At 44.5% G+C, this 21,127-nt stretch carries 21 protein-coding genes and 1 other RNA gene; 12 read left to right on the forward strand and 10 right to left on the reverse strand.

Going from position 1 to position 21,127, the window contains the following annotated elements:
• Positions 1-70 precede the first annotated feature (70 nt).
• On the forward strand, positions 71-1,153 hold the full coding sequence (locus tag PWYN_RS16645) for a tetraprenyl-beta-curcumene synthase family protein (RefSeq protein WP_036654334.1): 1,083 nt from the start codon (positions 71-73) through the stop codon (positions 1,151-1,153).
• Positions 1,154-1,217: 64 nt separating this feature from the next.
• On the forward strand, positions 1,218-2,189 hold the full coding sequence (gene pfkA, locus PWYN_RS16650; RefSeq protein WP_036654339.1) for a 6-phosphofructokinase: 972 nt from the start codon (positions 1,218-1,220) through the stop codon (positions 2,187-2,189).
• A gap of 672 nt (positions 2,190-2,861) precedes the next feature.
• Here the strand turns inward: pfkA and PWYN_RS16655 are convergent.
• From PWYN_RS16655 to PWYN_RS16670, 4 genes are all read right to left on the reverse strand, one after another.
• On the reverse strand, positions 2,862-4,238 hold the full coding sequence (locus PWYN_RS16655) for an MATE family efflux transporter (RefSeq protein ID WP_036654342.1): 1,377 nt from the start codon (positions 4,236-4,238) through the stop codon (positions 2,862-2,864).
• 115 nt (positions 4,239-4,353) lie between these two features.
• Positions 4,354-5,586, reverse strand: a complete 1,233-nt coding sequence (locus PWYN_RS16660; protein ID WP_036654346.1) for a putative glycoside hydrolase — start codon at positions 5,584-5,586, stop codon at positions 4,354-4,356.
• Between the two features lie 243 nt (positions 5,587-5,829).
• Positions 5,830-6,018, reverse strand: a complete 189-nt coding sequence (locus PWYN_RS16665; RefSeq protein WP_036658735.1) for a hypothetical protein — start codon at positions 6,016-6,018, stop codon at positions 5,830-5,832.
• Positions 6,019-6,189: 171 nt separating this feature from the next.
• Positions 6,190-7,011, reverse strand: coding sequence for a YitT family protein (locus PWYN_RS16670; protein WP_036654349.1), 822 nt, complete (start codon positions 7,009-7,011; stop codon positions 6,190-6,192).
• 333 nt (positions 7,012-7,344) lie between these two features.
• On the opposite strand from PWYN_RS16670, the gene cshA reads away from it, so the two are divergent.
• Complete coding sequence (cshA, locus tag PWYN_RS16675; RefSeq protein WP_036654350.1) at positions 7,345-9,030, forward strand: degradosome RNA helicase CshA; 1,686 nt, start codon at positions 7,345-7,347, stop codon at positions 9,028-9,030.
• An 85-nt stretch (positions 9,031-9,115) separates the two neighbouring features.
• Here the strand turns inward: cshA and PWYN_RS30050 are convergent, their stop codons facing one another.
• Positions 9,116-9,211, reverse strand: a complete 96-nt coding sequence (locus PWYN_RS30050; RefSeq protein ID WP_036654353.1) for a hypothetical protein — start codon at positions 9,209-9,211, stop codon at positions 9,116-9,118.
• A 176-nt stretch (positions 9,212-9,387) separates the two neighbouring features.
• Here PWYN_RS30050 and PWYN_RS16685 point away from each other — a divergent pair, with 176 nt between their 5' ends.
• The 3 genes from PWYN_RS16685 (at position 9,388) to PWYN_RS16690 (ending at position 11,067) form a co-directional block, all read left to right on the forward strand.
• Positions 9,388-10,194 (forward strand): YesL family protein, encoded by an 807-nt coding sequence (locus PWYN_RS16685; protein WP_036654355.1) that lies wholly within the window; start codon positions 9,388-9,390, stop codon positions 10,192-10,194.
• Between the two features lie 102 nt (positions 10,195-10,296).
• Positions 10,297-10,488, forward strand: a non-coding RNA gene (gene ssrS, locus PWYN_RS28740) — 6S RNA.
• Positions 10,489-10,677: 189 nt separating this feature from the next.
• On the forward strand, positions 10,678-11,067 hold the full coding sequence (locus PWYN_RS16690; RefSeq protein WP_036654357.1) for a DUF1499 domain-containing protein: 390 nt from the start codon (positions 10,678-10,680) through the stop codon (positions 11,065-11,067).
• 155 nt (positions 11,068-11,222) lie between these two features.
• Here PWYN_RS16690 and tpx read toward each other — a convergent pair whose 3' ends face one another.
• Complete coding sequence (tpx, locus tag PWYN_RS16695; RefSeq protein WP_036654360.1) at positions 11,223-11,741, reverse strand: thiol peroxidase; 519 nt, start codon at positions 11,739-11,741, stop codon at positions 11,223-11,225.
• A gap of 108 nt (positions 11,742-11,849) precedes the next feature.
• On the opposite strand from tpx, the gene PWYN_RS16700 reads away from it, so the two are divergent.
• Together PWYN_RS16700 and gltC are read left to right on the forward strand one after the other, a co-directional pair.
• The gene (locus PWYN_RS16700) at positions 11,850-12,476 is read left to right on the forward strand and encodes a rhomboid family intramembrane serine protease (RefSeq protein WP_036654365.1); all 627 of its coding nucleotides are present in this window, start codon (positions 11,850-11,852) and stop codon (positions 12,474-12,476) included.
• Positions 12,477-12,489: 13 nt separating this feature from the next.
• On the forward strand, positions 12,490-13,401 hold the full coding sequence (gltC, locus tag PWYN_RS16705; RefSeq protein ID WP_036654370.1) for a glutamate biosynthesis transcriptional regulator GltC: 912 nt from the start codon (positions 12,490-12,492) through the stop codon (positions 13,399-13,401).
• A 60-nt stretch (positions 13,402-13,461) separates the two neighbouring features.
• Here the strand turns inward: gltC and PWYN_RS16710 are convergent, their stop codons facing one another.
• Complete coding sequence (locus PWYN_RS16710) at positions 13,462-14,133, reverse strand: zinc metallopeptidase (RefSeq protein WP_036654372.1); 672 nt, start codon at positions 14,131-14,133, stop codon at positions 13,462-13,464.
• 36 nt (positions 14,134-14,169) lie between these two features.
• Positions 14,170-14,601 (reverse strand): MerR family transcriptional regulator, encoded by a 432-nt coding sequence (locus tag PWYN_RS16715; RefSeq protein WP_036654375.1) that lies wholly within the window; start codon positions 14,599-14,601, stop codon positions 14,170-14,172.
• Between the two features lie 327 nt (positions 14,602-14,928).
• Here PWYN_RS16715 and PWYN_RS16720 point away from each other — a divergent pair, with 327 nt between their 5' ends.
• From PWYN_RS16720 to PWYN_RS16730, 3 genes are read left to right on the forward strand one after another with little or no spacing between them, the layout of a single operon-like run.
• Complete coding sequence (locus PWYN_RS16720; RefSeq protein ID WP_036654379.1) at positions 14,929-16,326, forward strand: ammonium transporter; 1,398 nt, start codon at positions 14,929-14,931, stop codon at positions 16,324-16,326.
• A 39-nt stretch (positions 16,327-16,365) separates the two neighbouring features.
• Complete coding sequence (locus PWYN_RS16725) at positions 16,366-17,439, forward strand: DUF294 nucleotidyltransferase-like domain-containing protein (protein ID WP_036658738.1); 1,074 nt, start codon at positions 16,366-16,368, stop codon at positions 17,437-17,439.
• Positions 17,436-18,185 carry an exonuclease domain-containing protein gene (locus PWYN_RS16730; protein ID WP_036654381.1) on the forward strand — a complete coding sequence of 250 codons (750 nt, stop codon included), beginning with the start codon at positions 17,436-17,438 and terminating at the stop codon, positions 18,183-18,185. The genes PWYN_RS16725 and PWYN_RS16730 overlap by 4 nt, the downstream gene beginning before the upstream one ends.
• Here PWYN_RS16730 and PWYN_RS16735 read toward each other — a convergent pair.
• Complete coding sequence (locus tag PWYN_RS16735) at positions 18,167-18,640, reverse strand: M67 family metallopeptidase (protein WP_036654384.1); 474 nt, start codon at positions 18,638-18,640, stop codon at positions 18,167-18,169. The two genes, PWYN_RS16730 and PWYN_RS16735, sit on opposite strands and share 19 nt — an antisense overlap.
• 133 nt (positions 18,641-18,773) lie before the next feature.
• Here PWYN_RS16735 and PWYN_RS16740 point away from each other — a divergent pair, with 133 nt between their 5' ends.
• Positions 18,774-19,337, forward strand: a complete 564-nt coding sequence (locus tag PWYN_RS16740; protein ID WP_036654389.1) for a TlpA family protein disulfide reductase — start codon at positions 18,774-18,776, stop codon at positions 19,335-19,337.
• A 121-nt stretch (positions 19,338-19,458) separates the two neighbouring features.
• On the opposite strand, the gene cimA is transcribed toward PWYN_RS16740, so the two are convergent.
• Positions 19,459-21,078: a citramalate synthase gene (gene cimA, locus PWYN_RS16745; RefSeq protein WP_036654393.1), complete on the reverse strand. Its 1,620-nt coding sequence runs from the start codon at positions 21,076-21,078 to the stop codon at positions 19,459-19,461.
• Positions 21,079-21,127: the final 49 nt, after the last annotated feature.

The raw sequence follows: 21,127 nt of genomic DNA on the forward strand, positions 1-21,127 counted from the left end.
TACAAATACGATGATCATATTATAATAATGTTGATTTGGATAAGGAGACAACAATGTGGAGGCAACGTCATTGAGTGAATTTGAGCAAGGCCGTTACCTTAGCCCGCGTGGTCCAATTGGGCTTATGAGCAGGGTCTACAAGTATGTGCTCCCGGAAGTGAGAGAATGTCTCCATTTCTGGCGCGAAGATGCAGAAGGAATTCCCGATCCCGAGCTTCGAAAGCAAGCGCTTGCCAGCATTGAAACGAAACAGTTTCATTGTGAAGGTGGTGGAATTTATGCTGCCGGCAATTTGGCCATGAGACATATACTGATTCCGCTTATAGTTGCTTATCAAACGATTAGTGATTATTTGGACAACCTTTGTGATCGCAGTACGTCACTTGATCCTGCTGATTTCAGGCTCCTGCATCAATCCATGCTGGATGCTATTAATCCGATTGCTGAACCGGTTAATTATTATGCGCTTCGTAGTGAACAGAATGACGGCGGATACTTGCAACGTCTGGTGCAGAAGTGTCAAGAAATGATCTCCAAGCTGCCGGGCTACTCAGCTGCGGCATCCGAGATTCATGATTTGGCAGTGCTTTATACTGACCTTCAGGTCTATAAGCATATTCAACCAGAGCTTAGAGAAGATGCACTTCAAGAATGGTGGAAGGCTGAGGGGAATCGCGCACCGCATTTACAATGGAACGAATTTGCGGCTGCAACAGGATCTACCTTGGGCGTTTTTATGCTTTTTTTGGCAGCCTGTGATCCCAAGTTAAGTACGTCAGCCTCAGCGACGATACGTTCAGCGTATTTCCCAAATGTGTGCGGTCTGCACATTATGCTGGATTATTTAATTGACCAGGATGAAGACCTAGCTGGCGGTGACCTCAACTTTTGCAATTATTATGATAACACCGATATCATGCTGAATCGTCTTGCTTCCATAGTAGAGTGGGCCCGTAAGGATGTCCGGAGTCTACCCGAGACCTCTATGCATCGAATGGTCATCGAAGGATTGCTGGCATTGTATTTATCCGATCCGAAAGTTAGCGAACAGCGGGAAGTTCGTATGATCTCCAAGCGTTTGATGAAAGGAAGCCCCCTAACGAGGCTGTTCTTCTTCGTCAATAGCCGTTGGATACGCAAGCACATGTATTAGTAATGCTGTGGGGTGACCTTATATTTAAGGGAAGCTCCACACAATTTTAAGGAGGAACATTAGAATGTCAAAAGTTAAAAAAATCGCCGTATTAACGAGCGGTGGAGATTCCCAGGGCATGAATGCCGCTGTACGTGCGGTAGTCCGCAGCGCCCTTTTTTATGGAATTGAGGTTTATGGTGTTCAACGTGGTTATCAAGGCCTGTTGAACCGTGATATTTTCCCTATGGATCTGCGCAGCGTGGGTGATATTATCCAACGCGGAGGAACCATTCTGCAATCTGCACGTTGTCTGGATTTTCTGAAACCGGAAGGTCAACAAAAGGGCGCCGACATTTTGAATGAAATGGGAATCGACGGCTTAGTAGTTATTGGTGGAGACGGTTCTTATAAAGGGGCTAACAAACTTAGCAAATTGGGTATCAATACCATGGCATTGCCAGGTACGATTGATAACGATATTTCCTTTACGGATTGCACCATTGGTTTTGATACAGCAGTTGGTGTTGTAGTAGACGCTATTAATAAGTTGCGTGACACAATGTCCTCTCATGAACGTTCTTCCATTGTAGAGGTTATGGGACGTCACTGCGGAGACATTGCTCTTCATGCAGGACTTGCTTCCGGAGCTGAAACCATTCTGGTACCAGAAATGCCTTATGATCTGAATGAAGTAGCTGACCGTATGCGTGATAACTTCGCACGAGGCAAACGCCACAGTATTGTGATTGTTGCTGAAGGCGTTGGTAAAGGGGAAGATGTAGCATTGGCCCTTAAAGATCGTCATGCTTCCTTGGATGCACGTGTTACTGTTCTTGGACATATTCAGCGTGGAGGCACTCCAACTCCAGTAGATCGCAACCTAGCCAGCCGTCTTGCTGACTTTGCGGTACGCAAGCTTATCGAAGGTGAATCGGATAAAGCATGTGGCATTATCAAAGGTGAACTCACACTTACAGATATTGATCTGGTTGTTAACACGAAAAAAGACTTCGACCTCGAGTTGTACGAATTGGCATCCCGTTTATCCCAATAAGAAGGAACCATTAAAAAAGAGACTATCCATCACTAAAAGTGAAGGATAGTCTCTTTAGTTTGGAGGGGTAAAATAAGTTGTGTACCAAGATTTGGAGCCTAGTCAAGGCACAAAAAAGTAGGGTATTCACAGGATTACGACACCACCAAGAAGGGACCCTACTCGATGACTATTTTACCCGAAAACATGCTTAATAATCTATTTGAAAATCTTGTCACTCAATTTGTCAAAAATAACTTGGAATCTATCATGTAAGCGGAGATTCAGCACTACTAACAAAAACCCGGGAAGCTACTTTCTACTCTCTTACACAAACTTCTTGACGCTATCCAGGAAATGGATGCAGTCAGTGAATAGATGTACTTTATACACTTATTTCTAGCTTTTGGCGCACGGATGTATGGATAGATGTACTTTGTGCAACTAAAAACACGAATATGCCGATTAAACCTCGCAATACGAAAAAATAAGTGTATAAATTGCAATTAAACACCCTAAAGTGTGCTAAAGGAGAAATATAAGTGTATGTTGTGCAACTATATATATTGAACTCATGTAGGTAGACGATTTTCCATATTGTCGCGGATACCCGAGAAGCTACTTTCTACTCTCATACACAAACTTCTTGACGCTCCTTTAGTTTGGGTGATTTCTCTAAACTTAGATCTGAATTTAGAGTTGGTGCAAGGGTTGAGCTTTATCTTTAGCAGCATAACGGCGTTGCACGGTAATTAGCCGTGATAGGAGGAGTACAGCACCGATAGCCAGACCCGTAATAAGCCCTATCCAATAGCCGTAAGCTCCCAAGTTCGTGTAAGTAGCCAGAAGATAACCTGTTGGCAGGCCGATGATCCAATACGCCACGAAGCAAATGATAAAAGAAGGATTCACATCCTTATATCCTCGCAGAACACCTTGAGTCGGAGTAGCTATGGCATCTGAAATTTGAAAGAATATGGCATAGATGAGGAAGTGCTGAATCAAGGAAATCACCTGCGGATCAGCCGAATACAGGCTGGCAACATGACTTCCGGCAAAGAGTAGAACCAATGCCGTAGCTAATGACAGTATCGCAGCAAGGCCTATCCCCAGCCAACCATATTGGCGGGCATCCTTAAGCCTTCCAGAGCCCATCTCAAAGCCGACCAGAATCGTCAGGCTCATGCATATACTAAGTGGAATCATGTATAAAGTAGAAGCAAAGTTAATGGCAGCTTGATGAGCGGCGATGGTCATGGTGTCAAATCGGCTCATCAGGAGAGTAACAGCTGAAAAGACGGCTGTTTCAAAAAAGATGGAAAAGCCTATAGGCACTCCAATGATAAGTAATTCTTTGATACTTCTCAGCGACAGGGAATGGAAATCCCGGAATAGACGAAGATTGATAAACGGCTCTGCGCGGTAAATAAATAACAGTGCAATTGCGAATATAACCCAGTAAGTAATGGCTGAGGCGACACCGGCCCCAACGCCGCCCATACGGGGGAATCCGAAATGACCAAAGATTAGTAAATAATTCAGACCTACATTAACAGGCAACGCTATTAGTGTAATAAACATGGATACTCTTGTCTGTCCGAGTGCATCAATACAACTGCGAAGCACAGTATATCCGAACAAAGGCAGTATGCCGAATGAAATAGCACCCAGGAATCTAAAAGCAATATCCCTTACTGAATTCTCCAAATTCATAAAGTTGAGGATAGGGGATAACAATATAAAACCAATAAGTAGGACCAGGGCTGATACGATCAGTGACAGCCAGATACCCTGCATAACCTGGTAGGCTACATCTTTCTCCTTTTTACTTCCAAGGAGGTGAGAGACAATGGGGGTTATCCCTATAAGAATCCCACTAAGGCCAGTTTGTATAGGAATCCAAAGACTGGTACCTATTGCTACTCCGGCCAGATCGGCAGTTCCGAATTTACCAGACATGTTCGTATCGAAAAACGTAATTGCTGACAGCGCGATCTGAGTAACGAGAATCGGGAATAAAATGTGTAGAAACTGATTTATTTTTTGTCTGAGTGATAGGGTTTGTATCATTAAGTATTCCTCGTTATCTTAAGTTTTCGTGGGATTATCTCCCTTACTCTAGCAAAAGACCCGGCAGGCGCCGGGTCTTTTAGATTATTTATTAGGCGGATAAGAGCAGTATGCATTATTTCTCGTAATCAACACCGGCAGTATACCGATTATTAGCATTCCATAGCAGAAACTCATCTACATTTTCTTCCTTCAATGCACGAACCTGATCTTCCACTTGTTGCTTGCCGTATTTCACATAGTGTCCGCTTCCCAGCCAGCTGGCTGTAAAGTCTTGAATCCAAGGGCGGATGATGGGTTTATAGCTGCCGAGTGGATTAAGCTTCTTATGCGTATCGATCATAGAACCTTTGATAGTTGCGTACGGATTCTTGTCAGGATCTTTCACATCGAACCAGCCGGTCGAGTAATGACTAGGATAAACCATGGGGCTGATAATATCCACATTCTTAGATATTTTTACAAAATCTTGACCAATTCCTTCAGCGGCTGGAACAGAGGCGGCATAGCCGAAAATATCGACAGATACTCGAACCCCGAGAGGGTTGAGCTCAGACTTAGCGTATTTAACGAAATCAGAAATGATTTCTACTCGTGATTTATCATTTTTGGTGTATTTAAGGGTATCAGCTCTCTTTTCGAAGCCTTCAGGGAAACGAACATAGTCAAATTGAATTTCTTTAAAACCCAATTTAACAGCTTCCTTTGCAATTTCTATATTATATTTCCAAACGTCTTCATTATAAGGATTAACAAAGCTGTCGCCGCCTTTGTTCCTCCAAACGGAGCCGTCTTTATTCACAAATGATAATTGCGGGTTTTTCTTTGCAAGTATGGTGTCCTTGAATACAACAATCCGGGCAATTGGGTAAACGTCATGTTTCTTAAGTCTTTCCATAAGCTTGCTAACATCACCAATGAAGGGTTGAGGTTTACCAAGTGTTTGTAAATTAACGTTATCAGTCTTATACGTAATGTAACCTGCATCATCCTTGATATCGATAACCATTGAATTCAGCTCTGTTTGATCCAAGAGATTCAGAAGGGTTTCCATTCTGGCTCCCCCTGCGCTGTAAGCTGTGACATAAATGCCTTTAACCTTCGGTGCATCCGGTTGAGGATCAGTGAGAATTACTTGGTTTGGATCTGTCGCTCCAGGAGAAGCGCTGGGACTTGGAGTTACTGAAGGATTTGCAGGTGATGTTGATTCAGGATTGCTGCTGTGTTGTGAGACGACGGGGGGATTCATGGCGGACTGCAGAGCGGATACCACTGCGGCTTCATTCTGATCATGCTGTACGCCTACGCTTCCCAAGGTCATCATCAATAAAGCCCACGTGATGTTCATTCGTTTTCTCTCTCCCTTTATGTACATTGTCTAAATTATATAGGAACGATTGCTCCCAAAAAGAACAGGTTTGTAACAATCTTGTGGCAGATCTGCTCATGTAGCAAATGGTCAAAAAAGGTTACTTGTTTCTTTAAACGCGAAACGGAAATTATAAACCTTCCCCTAAAAAGTAAATGCCGTTCAAATTCGGCAAAGAGCCGAACCTGAACGGCAACAATCAAGACTTGTCTTGCTTGAAGATCATTGAAGATACGCAGAATTCTGATGCTCACAAATGCTGTAATGAATGATATCCATTGCATCTGCCGGTTCCAGAATACTCAGACCGTCCCGCAGAACTATGACAGAATTCAGTTCGTTCTGCTTAAGAAACGGCATCATATCAGGATACCACCTCATGACGATTGCTGACAGTTTTACCGTTTCCATTTCCACAAAAATCACCCTTTCCTTTTTCGAATAGTACTGAACTGAAATTCAGGGTCATCGGAAAAGCGAAGTGCCTGGAAAAAAGAGGGGTAATTCATAATCTTCATGAAATTGTTAAGGTCCTGCGTGATCCTAATATATCATAATTTTAAAGCATGTGCATTGTTTGGTTTACCGCTTGCGGAAGGAACCCATGACTCCAACCGTCTCCACAATATTCACAAAAGCTTGAGGATCACTTTTCTTGATGATGCGCTGCAGCTCTGCCAGTTCATATCGGGTGGTTACGGTCATTAACATGTCCTTCTCCACATGGGAGTAAGCACCTTCTGTTTTGATCTTAGTGACACCTCGTTGAAGACCCAACAGCTGACGGAGTAATTCATCCGTCCGGTTCGTGACAATAAACACTGTAACCTTAATGTGACTGATATGAATCATATCCACGACTTTTCCACTGACATAAATGGAAACCATGGATGCAAGTGCTAAATTCCAGTTATTATCGAAATATCCCGCAGCTAAGATCACGAGCGCATTTAAGCTGACAAGTACATTACCTACAGGGAAATCCCGGTAGCGAGTAATAATGGAGCCTACAATATCGAAACCTCCAGATGAACCGCCGATGCGGAAGGAAACCCCGCTGCCAATCCCAACAAGCACTCCTCCAAAAACAGAAGCAAGCAGCATATCGGAAGCCACGGGAATCACAGGAATGAGGGTCATCAGCCAGGTGGTGCCCACAACGGAAGCAATGCTTAGAACAATAAACCTCCGTCCAAGCTGGAACCAGCCAGCGGCAAGCAGAGGGATATTAAACAAGAGATATAGAAGACTAATATTAATGGGGGTGAAGTAACCTACTAACATGGATAGACCCGATACGCCTCCACTTAACAAACGATGTGGAATTAAAAAAAGGTTGAAACCGGCGGCTATTAAAGCGGAGCCGAAAAAAACAACCGAATAACACCAAATATTCCTTAACAAAAGATTTCACCTCGAAGTCTGAAATGTAAAGTCTGAAATGTAAATAATGAAAGAAAGGAATACACTGGTATTTATCAATGAGTTTGTGATATAATGTATAGGATATTCTTGAGTAGGACGTTACAATGGTATTTTTTCATTGATTCAGATGTAAAATACAGTTGTTCAGGTATAAATTGAAGTACCTGATAATAGGACGAATTTTCGTCCCAATACGCGCTAAACCATGCAGAGAATCCGGCATGATTGGACAGCCTATATATGTGTTTACCGCTACTTAAGAATACAGACAAGCATGTGGAATGTCCACTGTATAGAAGGAGCATGAATAATTTGAAAACATTTGCGGAATTTGGCTTGCAGCCTAAAGTTATGCAAGCAATCACAGAACTAGGATTTGAGGAAGCGACACCGATTCAGGAGCAGGCAATCCCCCTTGCGTTGGCCGGATCGGACTTAATTGGTCAAGCACAAACAGGTACAGGTAAGACTGCAGCATTCGGTATTCCTCTTATTTCTAAAATTGATCGTGAAGACGAAAGAATCCTCGCGCTGATTATGGCACCTACACGCGAACTTGCGATCCAAGTGGCAGAAGAAATTGGAAAACTAAGCAGATTTAAAGGTCTTCGATCCATAGCAATATATGGCGGACAAGACATTAGCCGTCAAATCCGTGGTTTGAAGAAGAAACCACAAATCATTATCGGTACACCAGGTCGTTTGCTCGATCATATTAACCGTAAAACAATTCGTCTTGACGATGTTCAGACCGTTGTATTAGATGAAGCAGACGAAATGCTTGATATGGGTTTTATGGAAGATATCCAAAGTATCCTGAAGCTTGTTCCGGAAGAGCGTCAAACCATGCTGTTCTCCGCAACAATGCCATCTAACATCCAACGTCTTGCACAACAATTTTTGAAGAATCCTCAGCATATATCCGTTATTCCAAAACAAATCAGCGCACCTTTGATTGATCAGGCTTATGTTGAAGTACCTGAGCGTCAAAAGTTTGAAGCTCTTAGCCGCTTGATCGATATGGAGTCTCCTGATCTTGCTATCGTCTTCGGCCGTACTAAACGCCGGGTAGATGAATTGGCTGAAGCTTTGCAAAAACGCGGCTATTCTGCTGATGGATTGCATGGTGACTTGTCTCAGAATCAACGGGATGCAGTTATGCGCAAATTCCGTGATGGCAGCATTGATGTACTGGTAGCGACAGACGTTGCTGCTCGTGGTCTCGATGTATCTGGTGTATCCCACGTTATAAACTTTGACCTTCCGCAAGATCCGGAAAGTTACGTTCACCGTATCGGCCGTACAGGTCGTGCGGGTAGAGAAGGAACAGCATGGTCTTTCGTAACTCCACGGGAAATGGATCACTTACACCTAATCGAGCGTGTTACCCGTCACCGGATTACACGTAAACCTTTGCCAACTATGGCTGAGGCGATTGAAGGCAAGCAACGCATTACTGCTGAGCGTGTCCTTGGAATGGTGGAGAGCGAGGAACTGAACGAATATAAGAGCTTGGCGATCCAATTGCTTGAGCAATATGATTCTGTTCAATTACTTTCCGCAGCAATGAAATTGTTGACCGGCGACAAAAAAGACTCAGAAATCGAATTGACTCCAGAAGATCCAATTCGTGCAAAACGTCGCGGAGGCAAAAATGACATTCGCAGTGGCCGTAAACCAAGCGGAAGCTATGGCAGCAGCAGCGGTGGTAGCGGCGGCGGATATCGCGGCGGCAGTGGTGGTTCTGCAGGTACTGGCGGATCCAGCAGCGGCGGTTACCGTGGTAATCGTGATAGTAGCGGCGGCGGAAGCCGTGGTGGCTACGGTAGTGGCAGTGGCGGTTATGGCGGCGGCTATAAAGGCAATCGTGATGCTGGCGCTGGCGCAGGCGCAAGCAGAGATGCAGGAGCTAACCGTACTGGAGAGCGTAAGCCTTCATCACGTCCAAGCAGCAGCGCACCTAGCCGTCCAGCTAAGCGTGAGGATTCCTTCGAGTAAAGATAATATGGGTGCTGTATAAGGCGCCTAATATAGAAGACGGTGCCTTTTAGAGGCCCCGTCTTCTTTTTGTAGATAAGGGGTATTAGATGAATGTTCGGCTAATAATTACGAGGAGGATAAACAGGACAAGAATAGTACCGGTGGAAGTCCAAGCGCAATAGGCAACAGGTGCGGACATGGAATTACCTCCTTTATCGGCGAACTTTGTCTTGTTTTCAATAATAATATATGTCCAATTTTTATATCTAACGTAGACCTTACCTATATTCTGAAACTTGGGCTATGGAAATGACAGGGTCAAATAAGGTATAGTTAAATTACGCAGTATGCGCTAGATAGACAGGAGGAAGGAAATTGGAGTTTAAAGGAGCAATGGGCGGTTTATACCGTATCACAGAATGGATATCACGCATCGCCTTCGGCAACATCTTATGGGCGTTTTGTTCGATACCATTCTTGTTTACCGCCGTCTTAAAAATCATTATGATGGCATCGGAACAAGGGGGGCCTAATGAACAAATTACTTTGAACTGGGTACTGGGTATTACCGCACCGTTCACCGTATTCCCCGCTACAGCAGCATTATTTACAGTAGTTCGTAAATGGGTTATGGGCAACACCGATGTCAGCACGTTCCGAACTTTTTTTCAAGGCTACAAAGAGAATTATGTTAAAAGTATGCTTGGTGGTTTGATTTACAGTCTATTGTTCGTAGTTATGTATATCGATGTAACGGTATACATGACTCAGATGACCAGCTTCAAGATTGTGGGCATATTAATGCTTGTGCTGATGATTATCCTTTTTGTATCGATGTTTAATTTCTTCTCCATTATTGTGCATTATCAAATGACCTTTAAAGAAGTGGTCAGTAATTCCATCCTGTTGACGATCGCTCGTCCTATTCGTGTGTTCTCAACATTGATTGCTGGTGCATTTCTGGTGTATATAGGTCTGAAGTACCCGGTGCTTTACTTTATTTGTATTCCGACGCTTATAGCTATGGTTGCCTTCTTTAACTTCTATGCTACCTATAACAAGCTGCAATTGCAGGTGGAGAAGAAGAAACAGGAAGAACTAGAGGCGGCTGAAGAAGCGGCGCTGAATGAGGGTACGGACCGTGAGAATGAGGATAGTGAGCAACAAACAAAACGGATTTAAGAAGCGCAGCAACATTCGCAACTTCATCTGGAAGATATTATCAAATGTAAAATAAAGCGCATACAAGGTTTACTTTTTCGTTAAAACGCAATATAATAGTTATAAATCCTGCGATGTTCGTTACGGTTGCTCGTTGTTTTGAACCAATGATAATGTCTTGGGAGATCTACACGAAACGCAGCTGAACAGCCCTGTCTATACGACGTGGGGAATTCAAAAACGTTTTCTGCGATCACCCACCTGCTATAGCAGGTTCAGAAGACACTGTAGCCGGACGGCATAAGCGGGTTTTCCACTTTTATCCAAACGCTCAATTTCCCTTACCGGGAAAGAGGGCGTTTTCTTAATTTATAAGGAATTAAGAATTTTATGACACTGTAAGAGAGTGCAAATGCAAAAGAGAAGAAGCATTCCTCTTTTGTTCCGAGTGTAAGAGTGTTACACTTATAATAGTGAATTGGGATTTGTAGAGGGGGAAGAATTTTGTCGTTAAAGAGAACTTTGGTAGGCTTATTCCGCAGTCATGATGGAACGAGCGACCGTGCAAAAGACCCGACATTAAAAACGCGTTATTACAATCTTATGAGGGACAAGGCGTGGGAGGAAGTATCATCGACCTTGAAGAAAATCCCTGGTTACAAGGTATTGCACGAGGTGGAATCTGTGGGTGAGATTACACTGGAGAAAAGAACGGCCTTTGGCCGCACGCTTGATATTACGGTATCGGTACTCAATACTTCGCCGATGAGATGCGGTGTGGACATTTATTCTGCTTCAAGAGGCTCCCTGGGTGACTTAGGGGCTAATTACCGTGTAATTCAACGTCTATATCAATCCCTTGATAAAAAGCTGGGAAAATTTAAATTGGATTAACAAGATGAATCTGAGGCGTTGATTATTCGTTAGGATGAATACGACAGCTTCAGCCTCAGGCATTCGAAGGTTTATATAGTTAAAAAAGCGGGAGAAGGAGTTCCTTCTTCCGCTTTTTCAGAATTTCAGGCTTATAATTGTATATTTGTCTGCAACTACATTAAGCTTTTGACGGCAGAAACCGCGGCTTCGAAGTTGGGAGACTCGGCCATTTCACCTAAATACTCGACATAAGTAATGATGTTGTTCTTATCTAATACGAAGATTGAACGCATGTCCAAGCGGAACTCCTTGATCAGTACGCCGTAGGCTTCACCGAATGAAGCTTCTTTGTGATCGGATAATGTTATGACACTCTCAATGCCGCTAGCTCCGCACCAACGGGCTTGGGCAAAAGGCAGATCCATACTGATTGTGAGAATAACAACGTCATCACTTAGATCAGCAGCTTCGCTATTGAAGCGGCGGGTCTGAGCGTCACATACTCCGGTATCAAGAGAAGGTACAACACTGATCAGCTTGATCTTGCCGGCGTAATCACTGAGAGAGGCTTGTTCCAGTAGGTTCTTGCTGATTACGAAATCGGGAGCAGAATCTCCAACCTTTAACTCCGGGCCTATGAGAGTGATAGGGCTTCCTTTAAAAGTAGCTACACCTGTTCTTTCTTGTGCCATGTTATTAAATCCTCCTCATATTTTAAAAATGGATTGTACTGCCATTATAAATTATAATCTTTTTAATAAGACCATGTCCAACTGGATGGGTACATAAGGATGGGTGCTATGATATTCATACGTTATGAGAATTGGAAAAGCTATCTGAAATTTTATCCGGCTACTTGCTTGTTTCTGTTGGCAAACGTAGTTATGTTTCTAATTTTGACACTTAACGGCGGTTCTACAGATCCTTATACGTTGATTGACTTTGGCGCTACAGTTGATACCGAACCATACAAGAGTGAACTTTGGAGATATTTGACGGCTATCTTTTTGCACAACGGTTTTTCCCATTTTCTGTTCAACAGCTTTGCGTTGCTGGTATTCGCTCCGCCGCTAGAACGTTTGCTAGGTTGGTGGAGGTACGTGGTGCTGTATTTATTTGGAGGCGTTCTAGCTAACGTTCTATCTATGGCTCTTAGCACTCCTTCTCCGGGGGTGGATGGTACCGTTTCAGTTGGTGCTTCTGGGGCGATCTATGCTGTATACGGAGCATTTCTGTATATTGCACTATTTCAGCGTGCGAGTATGGATGAGGGGTCCCGTAAAACGTTGTACGGCTTGCTTGTGATGGGTTTGATAACTTCGTTTGCCATACCAAATGTTGATTACATGGCGCACATCGGGGGAATGATTGCCGGATTCTTTATATATGGTCTAATTATCCGGTTATTCAAAAGAAATAGAAGATAGGGGCGATATTGACGTGGAGCTTAGACAACTGCAATATTTCCTTAAAGTTGCTCAAAAAGAACACGTCACACGAGCAGCGGAGGAGCTGCATGTGGCGCAATCTGCGGTAAGCCGTCAGATTCATCAACTGGAGCAGGAACTTGGTGTTGACTTATTTGTGCAAAAAGGACGTAACTTGCAGCTTACTCCAGTGGGTCAGCTTTTTTGTAAACGGGTGGAAAGCGTGTTGAAGGAGTTGGATCGTTCTGTTGCTGAGATTCATGAATTTCTCGATCCTGAGCTTGGTGAGATTCGCATCGGCTTCCCTCATAGCCTTGGAACACATCTGATCCCTACAATAGTGGCGGAATTTCGTCAGCATTATCCGCATGTGAAGTTTCGATTTAAGCAGGGCTCATATCACTCTTTAATCAAGGATGTAGTATCGGGAGAGGTGGATTTGGCATTCATTTCTCCCTTTCCGGATACAGATGTGCACGTAACGGGAGATATTGTGATGACAGAGGAGCTGTTCGCTATCCTCCCTCAGAATCACCCTCTCGCAGGAGAGTCGCTCATAAGACTTGAGCAGCTTAAGGAAGAGAAATTCGTACTATTCAGTGAAGGTTACTCCCTAAGGCCTATAGTGTGGCAGGCGTGCTTACAGGCCGGCTTTGAACCGAAGATTGCCTTTGAAGGTGGAGAGACAGATACCATTCGAGGTTTGGTGGCTGCAGGCATGGGAGTTAGTCTTCTTCCTGAAATGGCGTTATTTCAGACGAATCCATTGCAGCCCGCGCAAGTGAGGATCGTAGATCCAACAATAACAAGGACAGTGGGATTGATTCATCGTGCGGATGAGAAGCTCCCGCTGGTTGCTCATTCTTTCCGTACGTTTCTGTTAAGCTATTTTAGATTGCGAGAGAACGATACCCCGGTAGGCTAATTGCCTACCGGGGTATTGTTTGTATATTGTGGTATAGAGTTGTTGAGATTTGTGTTCCACTTAGTCACGGTTGCCTAGAAAAACTGTTACAAGACGAAGCAGTTCGAGTAGGGATACCAGCGCAGCAGCTACGTAAGTTAATGCTGCGGCATTTAGTACCTTAGCAACACCCCGTTCTTCCTCATTACGAATGTAGCCTTGCTCAACCATGACCTGGCGTGCACGATTGCTGGCGTTGAACTCTACAGGTAAAGTTACGAGCTGGAAGGCCACAGCGGCTGAGAAGAAAATAATACCAAGGCCTACAAGATTAAGGTAACCGAATATAAAACCTGCCATCAGCATAAAAGGAGCAACTCCGGATGCGAAATTGACGACCGGGAACATTCTATGGCGAAGCGTTAGCATAGGATAGTGCTCCTTATGCTGAATCGCGTGGCCTATCTCGTGACAAGCGACGGAGACAGCCGCAATGGAGCTTTCGTAGTATACGGGTTCAGACAGCCGCACTACCCGGTGTATGGGATCATAGTGGTCTGAGAGAGAACCTCTAACAGCTTCGATAGGAATGTCGCTCAATCCGTTGGCATCCAGCATATGCCGTGCTGCTTCATAACCTGTCATTCCCGTCGAGTTCGCAACCTTAGACCACTTCTTAAAGGTCCCTTTGACTCTAAATTGTGCCCACAATGAGAAAATAAAGGCGACAATTACTAATAAATACATCATCATATCTGCATACCTCCATTGAAGTGTAAAACAATGTTGTTACATTGGCGGCCCTTGGGTTAGCAAGAGTCGGATCGCTTCCATGCAAGCCAGGCCCTGAGGCAGCAAATTAGATAGAGCTGTGTGAGCCTGTCCCGGTTTGAGTTGGCTGATTATCGGCTCAAGTGCCTTAACTTCGCGTTCAAGTTGTTGCATATGAACTTCAAGCTCCACAAGCTTATCTGTTACGTCGGCTTCAGGTGTGGCTGAATTCCATTTACTCATCAAGGATTTGATCTCTTCCAATGTATATTTTTCTTGTTTCAACTGATTAATACGTTCTAAGGCAACCAAGGTTTCATGGCTGTAAAGACGGTAGTTCTTTATACTACGTAATTCTGGTGTAATCAATCCCAGCTTAGTGTAATAATCTATCGTACGCTCACTAATATGAGCTGCCTTGGATAATTCGCCGATTCTGTAGAGTGTCATATCCCCATGTTCCCACCTCGCAGTTGATATCCGGTAATAGAAAGGAGTCTGCCGGACTTCATGTAGTACATATAATGATAACAAAGAGGAAACCGTACAGTCAAACGTCACACTTACATAAAGTATATACCTATTTCCGATATTCATGACATCTAGATATTATGCATAAAGATGCAACATTTTCTTATAGACAATGCCAAAAAAGGTTTTAGCCCATTAATTTCAACTTTCCAAAAAATACTCTTGTCAATTTACCTGACTTCTGATTATAATGACATTAAGAGTTTCACGCTTTGTTAGAAAATATGACATAGGGGAGTGGGGAAATTGAAAAAGAAATGGTTGGTGATGGTGTTGGCCATGTTTACACTCATGGCTTACCCAGTTAGCGCGTTTGCGGCAGAGGGTCCTACAAGTCCGGAATTATTAATTGGATTGGATACGACATTTACTTTCCTGGCCTTTATCCTAGTATTCTTTATGCAAGCTGGATTTGCAATGCTCGAAGCCGGCTCCGTCCGGATGAAAAATGCCGGTCACGTTGCTGGTAAAACGGTACTGACGCTAGCTATCGCGAGCCTGTGTTTCTGGGCTGTTGGCTTCGGAATTGGTTTTGGTAACGATGGAGGTAATGGATTCTTCGGTACCACAGGATTTTTATTCGGTGGAGATTCAACTGGATCATCATTTGAGTCACTAGCATTCTCAGATGTGACATTGAATGTTAAGTTTTTGTTCCAAATGGCCTTTGCAGCGGTTTCGTTGGCTATCGTATCTGGTGGTATGGCGGAACGTGCAAAGCTGAGTGTATATATCATATTCGGAATTTTGTTCTCCGTCCTCATTTATCCGGTAGTTGCTCACTGGGTTTGGGGCGGTGGTTGGTTGGCTGAATTAGGAATGCAAGATTATGCAGGTTCGACAGTTGTCCATCTTACTGGAGCAACAGCAGCTGTAGTTGCTACAATTTTACTTAAACCTCGTTTAGGTAAATTCAACAAAGAGGGCAAACCTGTTATCATACCTGGTCATAACCAAGTATTCACTGTTCTGGGTGTTATCATTCTCTGGGTGGGTTGGTTCGGTTTTAACCCAGGTAGTGCTTTGTCTCCGATGGGCGGATTGTTTGGCCACGTAGCTCTGACAACAAATATTGCAGCAGCAGCAGGTGGCTTAGCAGCTCTTATCGCTTCTTGGTTGTACTTTGGTAAGTCGGATATTCCTGCAATGCTTAATGGTGTTCTGGCAGCTCTGGTTGCCATCACTGGTGCTTGTGCATTCGTTGAACCTTGGGCTGCAATTATCATTGGTCTGGTAGCAGGTGCATTTACATTCATGACTTCCCAATGGCTGGAACGTGCAGGCTTGGATGATCCGATCTACGCATTTTCCGTTCATGGTATCGCAGGAATGTGGGGAGCGTTATCCACAGGTTTGTTCGCAGCACCTAGACTAGTAGAAGCTGTTGGTGTAGGTAAAGCAGGCTTGTTCTATGGTGGTGGATTACATCAGCTCGGAGTACAGGCGCTTGGTGTAGCTGGAACCTTTGCATTCGTAGCCGTCCTGTCCTTCATTATCTTGTATGTAATGAAAATGGCTATCGGCATTCGTGTAACGGAAGAGGAAGAATTAATGGGATTGGACATCAGCGAGCATGGTACTTACGGTTACCCTGAACAAATGAAGTTGATTGCTGAATCGGAATCCAAAACCCTGAAACATTAATTGTAATTCAATTAGAGGGAGGCGGACCGTGTGACTTCGATGGAAACAGCAGATTGGAGCAAGAATAAGGACTACATGTCCATCGCAACAGCCGGTTCGCCAACGGAATTAAGGCAGAGCCGTATTGCTTGCCAGAGTATACTTCTAGAACAGTTAAATCTTATTCCTACCCAGGTATGGATGTTCCGTGTGAATTTGATGCACGACAGGGTTGCTCAGACAGCGGTACAAATATGTGAAGCACAAATGAAGGAGGCGGGCTACGGCTCGCCTCCATGTGCTTATTCCTTCATAGTATTCGGCAGCGCTGGCAGACGGGAGGCTACCCTTTGGAGTGATCAGGATAACGGGTTAATTATTGAAGGGGATCCAGATGAGTCTAAAACACATTATTTTGAGCCCTTTGGAAACATGCTCTCCGATTTGCTATCAGAGGTTGGATATGAAAAATGCGAAGGAAAGGTCATGTGCTCTGAGCCTATGTGGCGGAAAACGCTGCCGGAATGGGAGCGACAGCTTCAAGATTGGAGAACACAGTTGGCATGGGAGCCTATACGGTATCTTTTGATATCGTCTGATATGAGGCATATCTTCGGAAGTGATGACCTTTCAAAAAAATGGAAGGAATCCTTTCATTCCGGTGTTTCTTCAAATGAGAGACTTTCCACAGCTATTTTAAGGAATACGGTTCGGCACAAAGCGACACTTAATTTGCTGGGACAGGTATTGACTGAGCGTTTCGGAGATCATGCCGGTGGATTTGATATTAAGTACGGAGTTTATATTCCTCTAGTAAATTATGTAAGGCATTTATCTTTGCAGCATGGTATTTGGGAAACGTCTACCTTACAAAGACTTGAAGCTCTTCAGTTATTAGATGAAAACAATCTAGTGGAAGGTATTCGGGAGGCATTTTTGACGGGACTCCGTATGCGTGTAAATACACCTTATATTAGTCAGGACGGGCTCTTATCCAGTAGTGATTATGTCGCTGATACGGTGTTAAAGAATAAACAACAACTGTCTGAGCTGCGCGATAGTCTGCTGATTGTAAGGCGAATGCATCGTACCCTGCAACGCCAGCTCCGATCAGCGGAAAGGAGGCAGTTATGAAAGAGCCGAATAAAGGCGGAGGATTCTGGAATAATCTGAGACAAGGCGGAATGCCGTCCGCAATTGCATCTATGAGGGGTGGAGAGTCTGCTCAACAAACCGCTCAGCAGATGGCTTTTATTCGTTCCTTGATGCGCGAGAAGCGGCGGCCTGAAGTACTGCATACTCCGCTGTCAGAACTGGAGACGGTTATATTTGATCTCGAGACTACGGGTTTTTCACATCAGCATGGCGATGAGATTATGTCCTTTGGAGCTATTAAGGTAATCGGGCAAGAAATTAAGGAAGACGAGTGCTTTTATACACTGGTTAACTGTCAAACCCAAATCCCTACGAATATTACGGAGTTAACCGGTATTTCGGGAGAAATGACACGGGAAGCTCCTTCCTTAATGGACTGTCTTCATAACTTTATGTCTTTTGTAGGGCAAAATGTTATGGTTGCTCATGCGAGTACCCATGATAAGTCATTTCTTAATGCTGCTCTGTGGAAAACATCGAAGGTTCAGCTTACCAACAGGGTACTGGATACCATGATGCTTGCCCGTTGGCTGGAGCCTCATCGTGCAAGTTATAACCTTGATGAACTGCTTAGTGAACACGGAATACCGATCTACGGGCGACACAATGCTCTGGAGGATTCCAAAATGACAGCTAAATTATGGGTTTCTTATCTTAAGGAAATCGCCCAGCGGCGTCAAGTAGATACATTGGGAGATCTTTATGCTTATTTAAGCAGAGCATGAATAGGGGCTTGTACAAGACGAAGGGACAACTTTCCGTTAGAGTCCCTCCGGCGATCGATATGGTATCCATTCACAAGGGGGATGTTAGTATTTCTTCCAAGTGATCCAATTAAGTAAACGAGAAATTCGGGGCCTAGGGCAGGCAATCCCCTTAGATCAGCTAGAGAAGGATTAGGCGCTGATTTAGGGTGGGAGTGGAACAGACCGATTGGGCCCGGTTCAAGATAAAGAGCTCCCACCCAATCCCTGGGATCAGGGATGAAAGCGTGCAGCGGGTCAGGCGCTACGTTGCGAAGAGGCACATACGTTTCGATTCGCATGCCCCCCGCTGCGGCAGCTCCCAGCAGGATTCCGCAGGCTTCATGCGGATAACAGGACAGCAGGTGCTCCCCCAGTGCTTGCTGTACGGAATGTGCCAGCTCTATGGGCTGGATATTTCCCTGGAATGCTGTCATGTTTCACCCCTCTCTCTTCATTGGGTTCCGTCTCTGACGGAATCTCTTTTTTTATCCCTTTTTAGGTTTGAATCTTCGGTCAATGGGGGTACAATAGGAGAAACTATCCCATTTGCAAAGGACAGACACCCTCATGAAAGCTGTTAATAAACGTAATTTAACGGTTATTGCTCTTGTTGTTTTTCTTGCTGTCCTTGCGCTTTGGCGTAATAATCCTGCGGAGTCTGTATCTGTTTTTGAACAGCAGAATGAATCTATAGCAGGGAATGCTGTGAAGTCTGGTCAGCTCGCCCCTGAATCTACTCTGCAGGGGGACGGTGGCAAAACCTACACCATCGGGGGACCCAAGGAAAAAGCTGTCCTATTGAATTTTTGGGCATCCTGGTGTGAACCTTGTAAGATGGAGGCTCCGGAACTCAATGCATTAGCAGAGAAATACAAGGATTCATTGGACATTTATGGGATTAATGTGACCAGTCATGATTATAAACCCAACGCAGAACGTTTTATAAAAAAATATAGTCTGACATTTCCGGTCATGTTTGACCTAAAGGGTGACGTCTTTGCCCAATACCATGGCATTGCATTTCCAACGAACGTGCTAATTGACAAGAATGGAGTCATTTCCGAGATTGTTCTGGGATTGTTGACACCAGAGGAACTGGAAGAGAAAATCAAGGCTGTAACAGAACCGTAGTTTTTATCAGAATAGCATAAATGACTCGAGAACGTGAATCATGAATCAAATAACACCCCCAATGAGCTGATGTGGTTGAACCAGCTCATCGGGGGTGTTTGTATACCAAGCTCGATATTATTTAATGATTGACCAGTCCTCTAGGTTCTCTTTCCGTGTTTGCGTCGTTTCCCTGAGAGATCTGTCCCAGAAGCGCATAGCGCATACTGTCTACAAGAGCCTCCCAGCTTGCTTCAATAACATTTCCGGATACACCCACGGTGCTCCAAGTATCTGCAAAGTTCTTGGATTCGATAAGTACTCGCACCTTAGCAGCAGTTTGATCTTTCTCATCAAGGACCCGCACCTTGTAATCCGATAGATGCATTTCCTTTAGTTGAGGGAAATAGGCCAGCAGTGCTTTACGTAGTGCGTTGTCCAGAGCATTTACCGGACCGTTGCCTTCCGCAGCCGTATATAGACTTTCGCCACCGACTTTTATTTTCACGAAGGCTTCGGAGATGACGGGTCTGCCGGCTGTTTTCTCTACAAGCATTTTGAAGGATTCGAAGGCAAACAGCTCATTCACTTCACCGGTGGCTTCACGAAGAAGCAGTTCCAGAGAGGCGTCTGCGCCCTCGAATTGATAACCTTGATGTTCTAGATCTTTGATCTTGTCGATAACTTTGCGCGCTTGTTCGCTGCTTGGGTCTAATGTCAATCCTATATCCTGTGCTTTGGAGAGCACGTTGCTCTGACCCGCCAGCTCGGAGACTAGCACACGTTGCTTGTTTCCGACCTTTTCAGGTGCTATATGTTCATAGGTACGGGAATCCCGTAATATAGCTGATACATGGATACCGCCTTTATGAGCAAAAGCTGCCGCACCCACGTATGGCTGGTTTACAGGCATGTTGACATTTGCTACTTCGCTAATATAGCGCGCTGTATTTGTAAGTTGTGAAAGTGCTTCTTCAGGAATGCATTGGAGACCCATTTTGAGCTGCAGCGTGGGTAGGATAGAGCATAGATTAGCGTTCCCGCAGCGTTCACCGTACCCGTTGATCGTTCCCTGAACCTGTCGGACACCTGCACTGATAGCGCTTAGCGTATTGGCGACTGCCAGCTCACAATCGTTATGAGTATGAATGCCTAACTGTGCTCCTGAAAGCTGAAGTGACACAGTGGAGATAATGTCATGTACTTCCTGCGGTAATGTACCACCGTTCGTATCACACATAGTAAGCCAATCGGCTCCGGCTTCCCGTGCTTTGGCGAGAACAGCAGCAGCATACTCCGGATTGTGCTTATAGCCGTCGAAGAAATGTTCAGCATCGAAAATAACTTCGAGCCCGTTGCGCTTAAGGTACGAGATCGAATCGCCGATCATGGCGAGGTTTTCTTCCAAGGTCGTTTGGAGTGCCGTATGCACATGGAAGTCCCATGATTTGCCGACTAGCGTGACTGCCGGGACACCTGCATCGATCATTCTCTTCAGGTTGTCATCTTGCTCGGCAAGTGAATTTTTGCGGCGGGTGCTGCCGAATGCGGTGATTTTTGCATTCAAATGCAGGTCTTTGACTCTTTTGAAAAATTCAATGTCTTTATTGTTGCTTCCCGGTATGCCACCTTCAATATAGTGCACACCCAGATCATCAAGTTTCTTGGCGATTTTTAACTTATCATCAGCCGAAAGACTGATACCTTCGCCTTGGGTGCCGTCACGAAGAGTTGTATCGAAGATGGAGATGGACTTAGACATGAGAGTCCTCCTTAAGGGAAATGAATTTTTATATTATATCATTTTTACG

The sequence above is a fragment of the Paenibacillus wynnii genome, from assembly GCF_000757885.1.
GTDB classification, from domain to species: domain Bacteria; phylum Bacillota; class Bacilli; order Paenibacillales; family Paenibacillaceae; genus Paenibacillus_AQ; species Paenibacillus_AQ wynnii.

Bases quoted from the DNA above. Each gene is read 5' to 3' on its own strand.
- pfkA (WP_036654339.1), top strand. From the start codon at position 1,218: ATGTCAAAAGTTAAAAAAATCGCCGTATTAACGAGCGGTGGAGATTCC.
- PWYN_RS16655 (WP_036654342.1), bottom strand. From the start codon at position 4,238: ATGATACAAACCCTATCACTCAGACAAAAAATAAATCAGTTTCTACAC.
- PWYN_RS16660 (WP_036654346.1), bottom strand. From the start codon at position 5,586: ATGAACATCACGTGGGCTTTATTGATGATGACCTTGGGAAGCGTAGGC.
- PWYN_RS16665 (WP_036658735.1), bottom strand. From the start codon at position 6,018: ATGGAAACGGTAAAACTGTCAGCAATCGTCATGAGGTGGTATCCTGAT.
- PWYN_RS30050 (WP_036654353.1), bottom strand. From the start codon at position 9,211: ATGTCCGCACCTGTTGCCTATTGCGCTTGGACTTCCACCGGTACTATT.
- tpx (WP_036654360.1), bottom strand. From the start codon at position 11,741: ATGGCACAAGAAAGAACAGGTGTAGCTACTTTTAAAGGAAGCCCTATC.
- PWYN_RS16700 (WP_036654365.1), top strand. From the start codon at position 11,850: ATGATATTCATACGTTATGAGAATTGGAAAAGCTATCTGAAATTTTAT.
- PWYN_RS16710 (WP_036654372.1), bottom strand. From the start codon at position 14,133: ATGATGATGTATTTATTAGTAATTGTCGCCTTTATTTTCTCATTGTGG.
- PWYN_RS16715 (WP_036654375.1), bottom strand. From the start codon at position 14,601: ATGACACTCTACAGAATCGGCGAATTATCCAAGGCAGCTCATATTAGT.
- PWYN_RS16725 (WP_036658738.1), top strand. From the start codon at position 16,366: ATGGAAACAGCAGATTGGAGCAAGAATAAGGACTACATGTCCATCGCA.
- PWYN_RS16730 (WP_036654381.1), top strand. From the start codon at position 17,436: ATGAAAGAGCCGAATAAAGGCGGAGGATTCTGGAATAATCTGAGACAA.
- PWYN_RS16735 (WP_036654384.1), bottom strand. From the start codon at position 18,640: ATGACAGCATTCCAGGGAAATATCCAGCCCATAGAGCTGGCACATTCC.
- PWYN_RS16740 (WP_036654389.1), top strand. From the start codon at position 18,774: ATGAAAGCTGTTAATAAACGTAATTTAACGGTTATTGCTCTTGTTGTT.
- cimA (WP_036654393.1), bottom strand. From the start codon at position 21,078: ATGTCTAAGTCCATCTCCATCTTCGATACAACTCTTCGTGACGGCACC.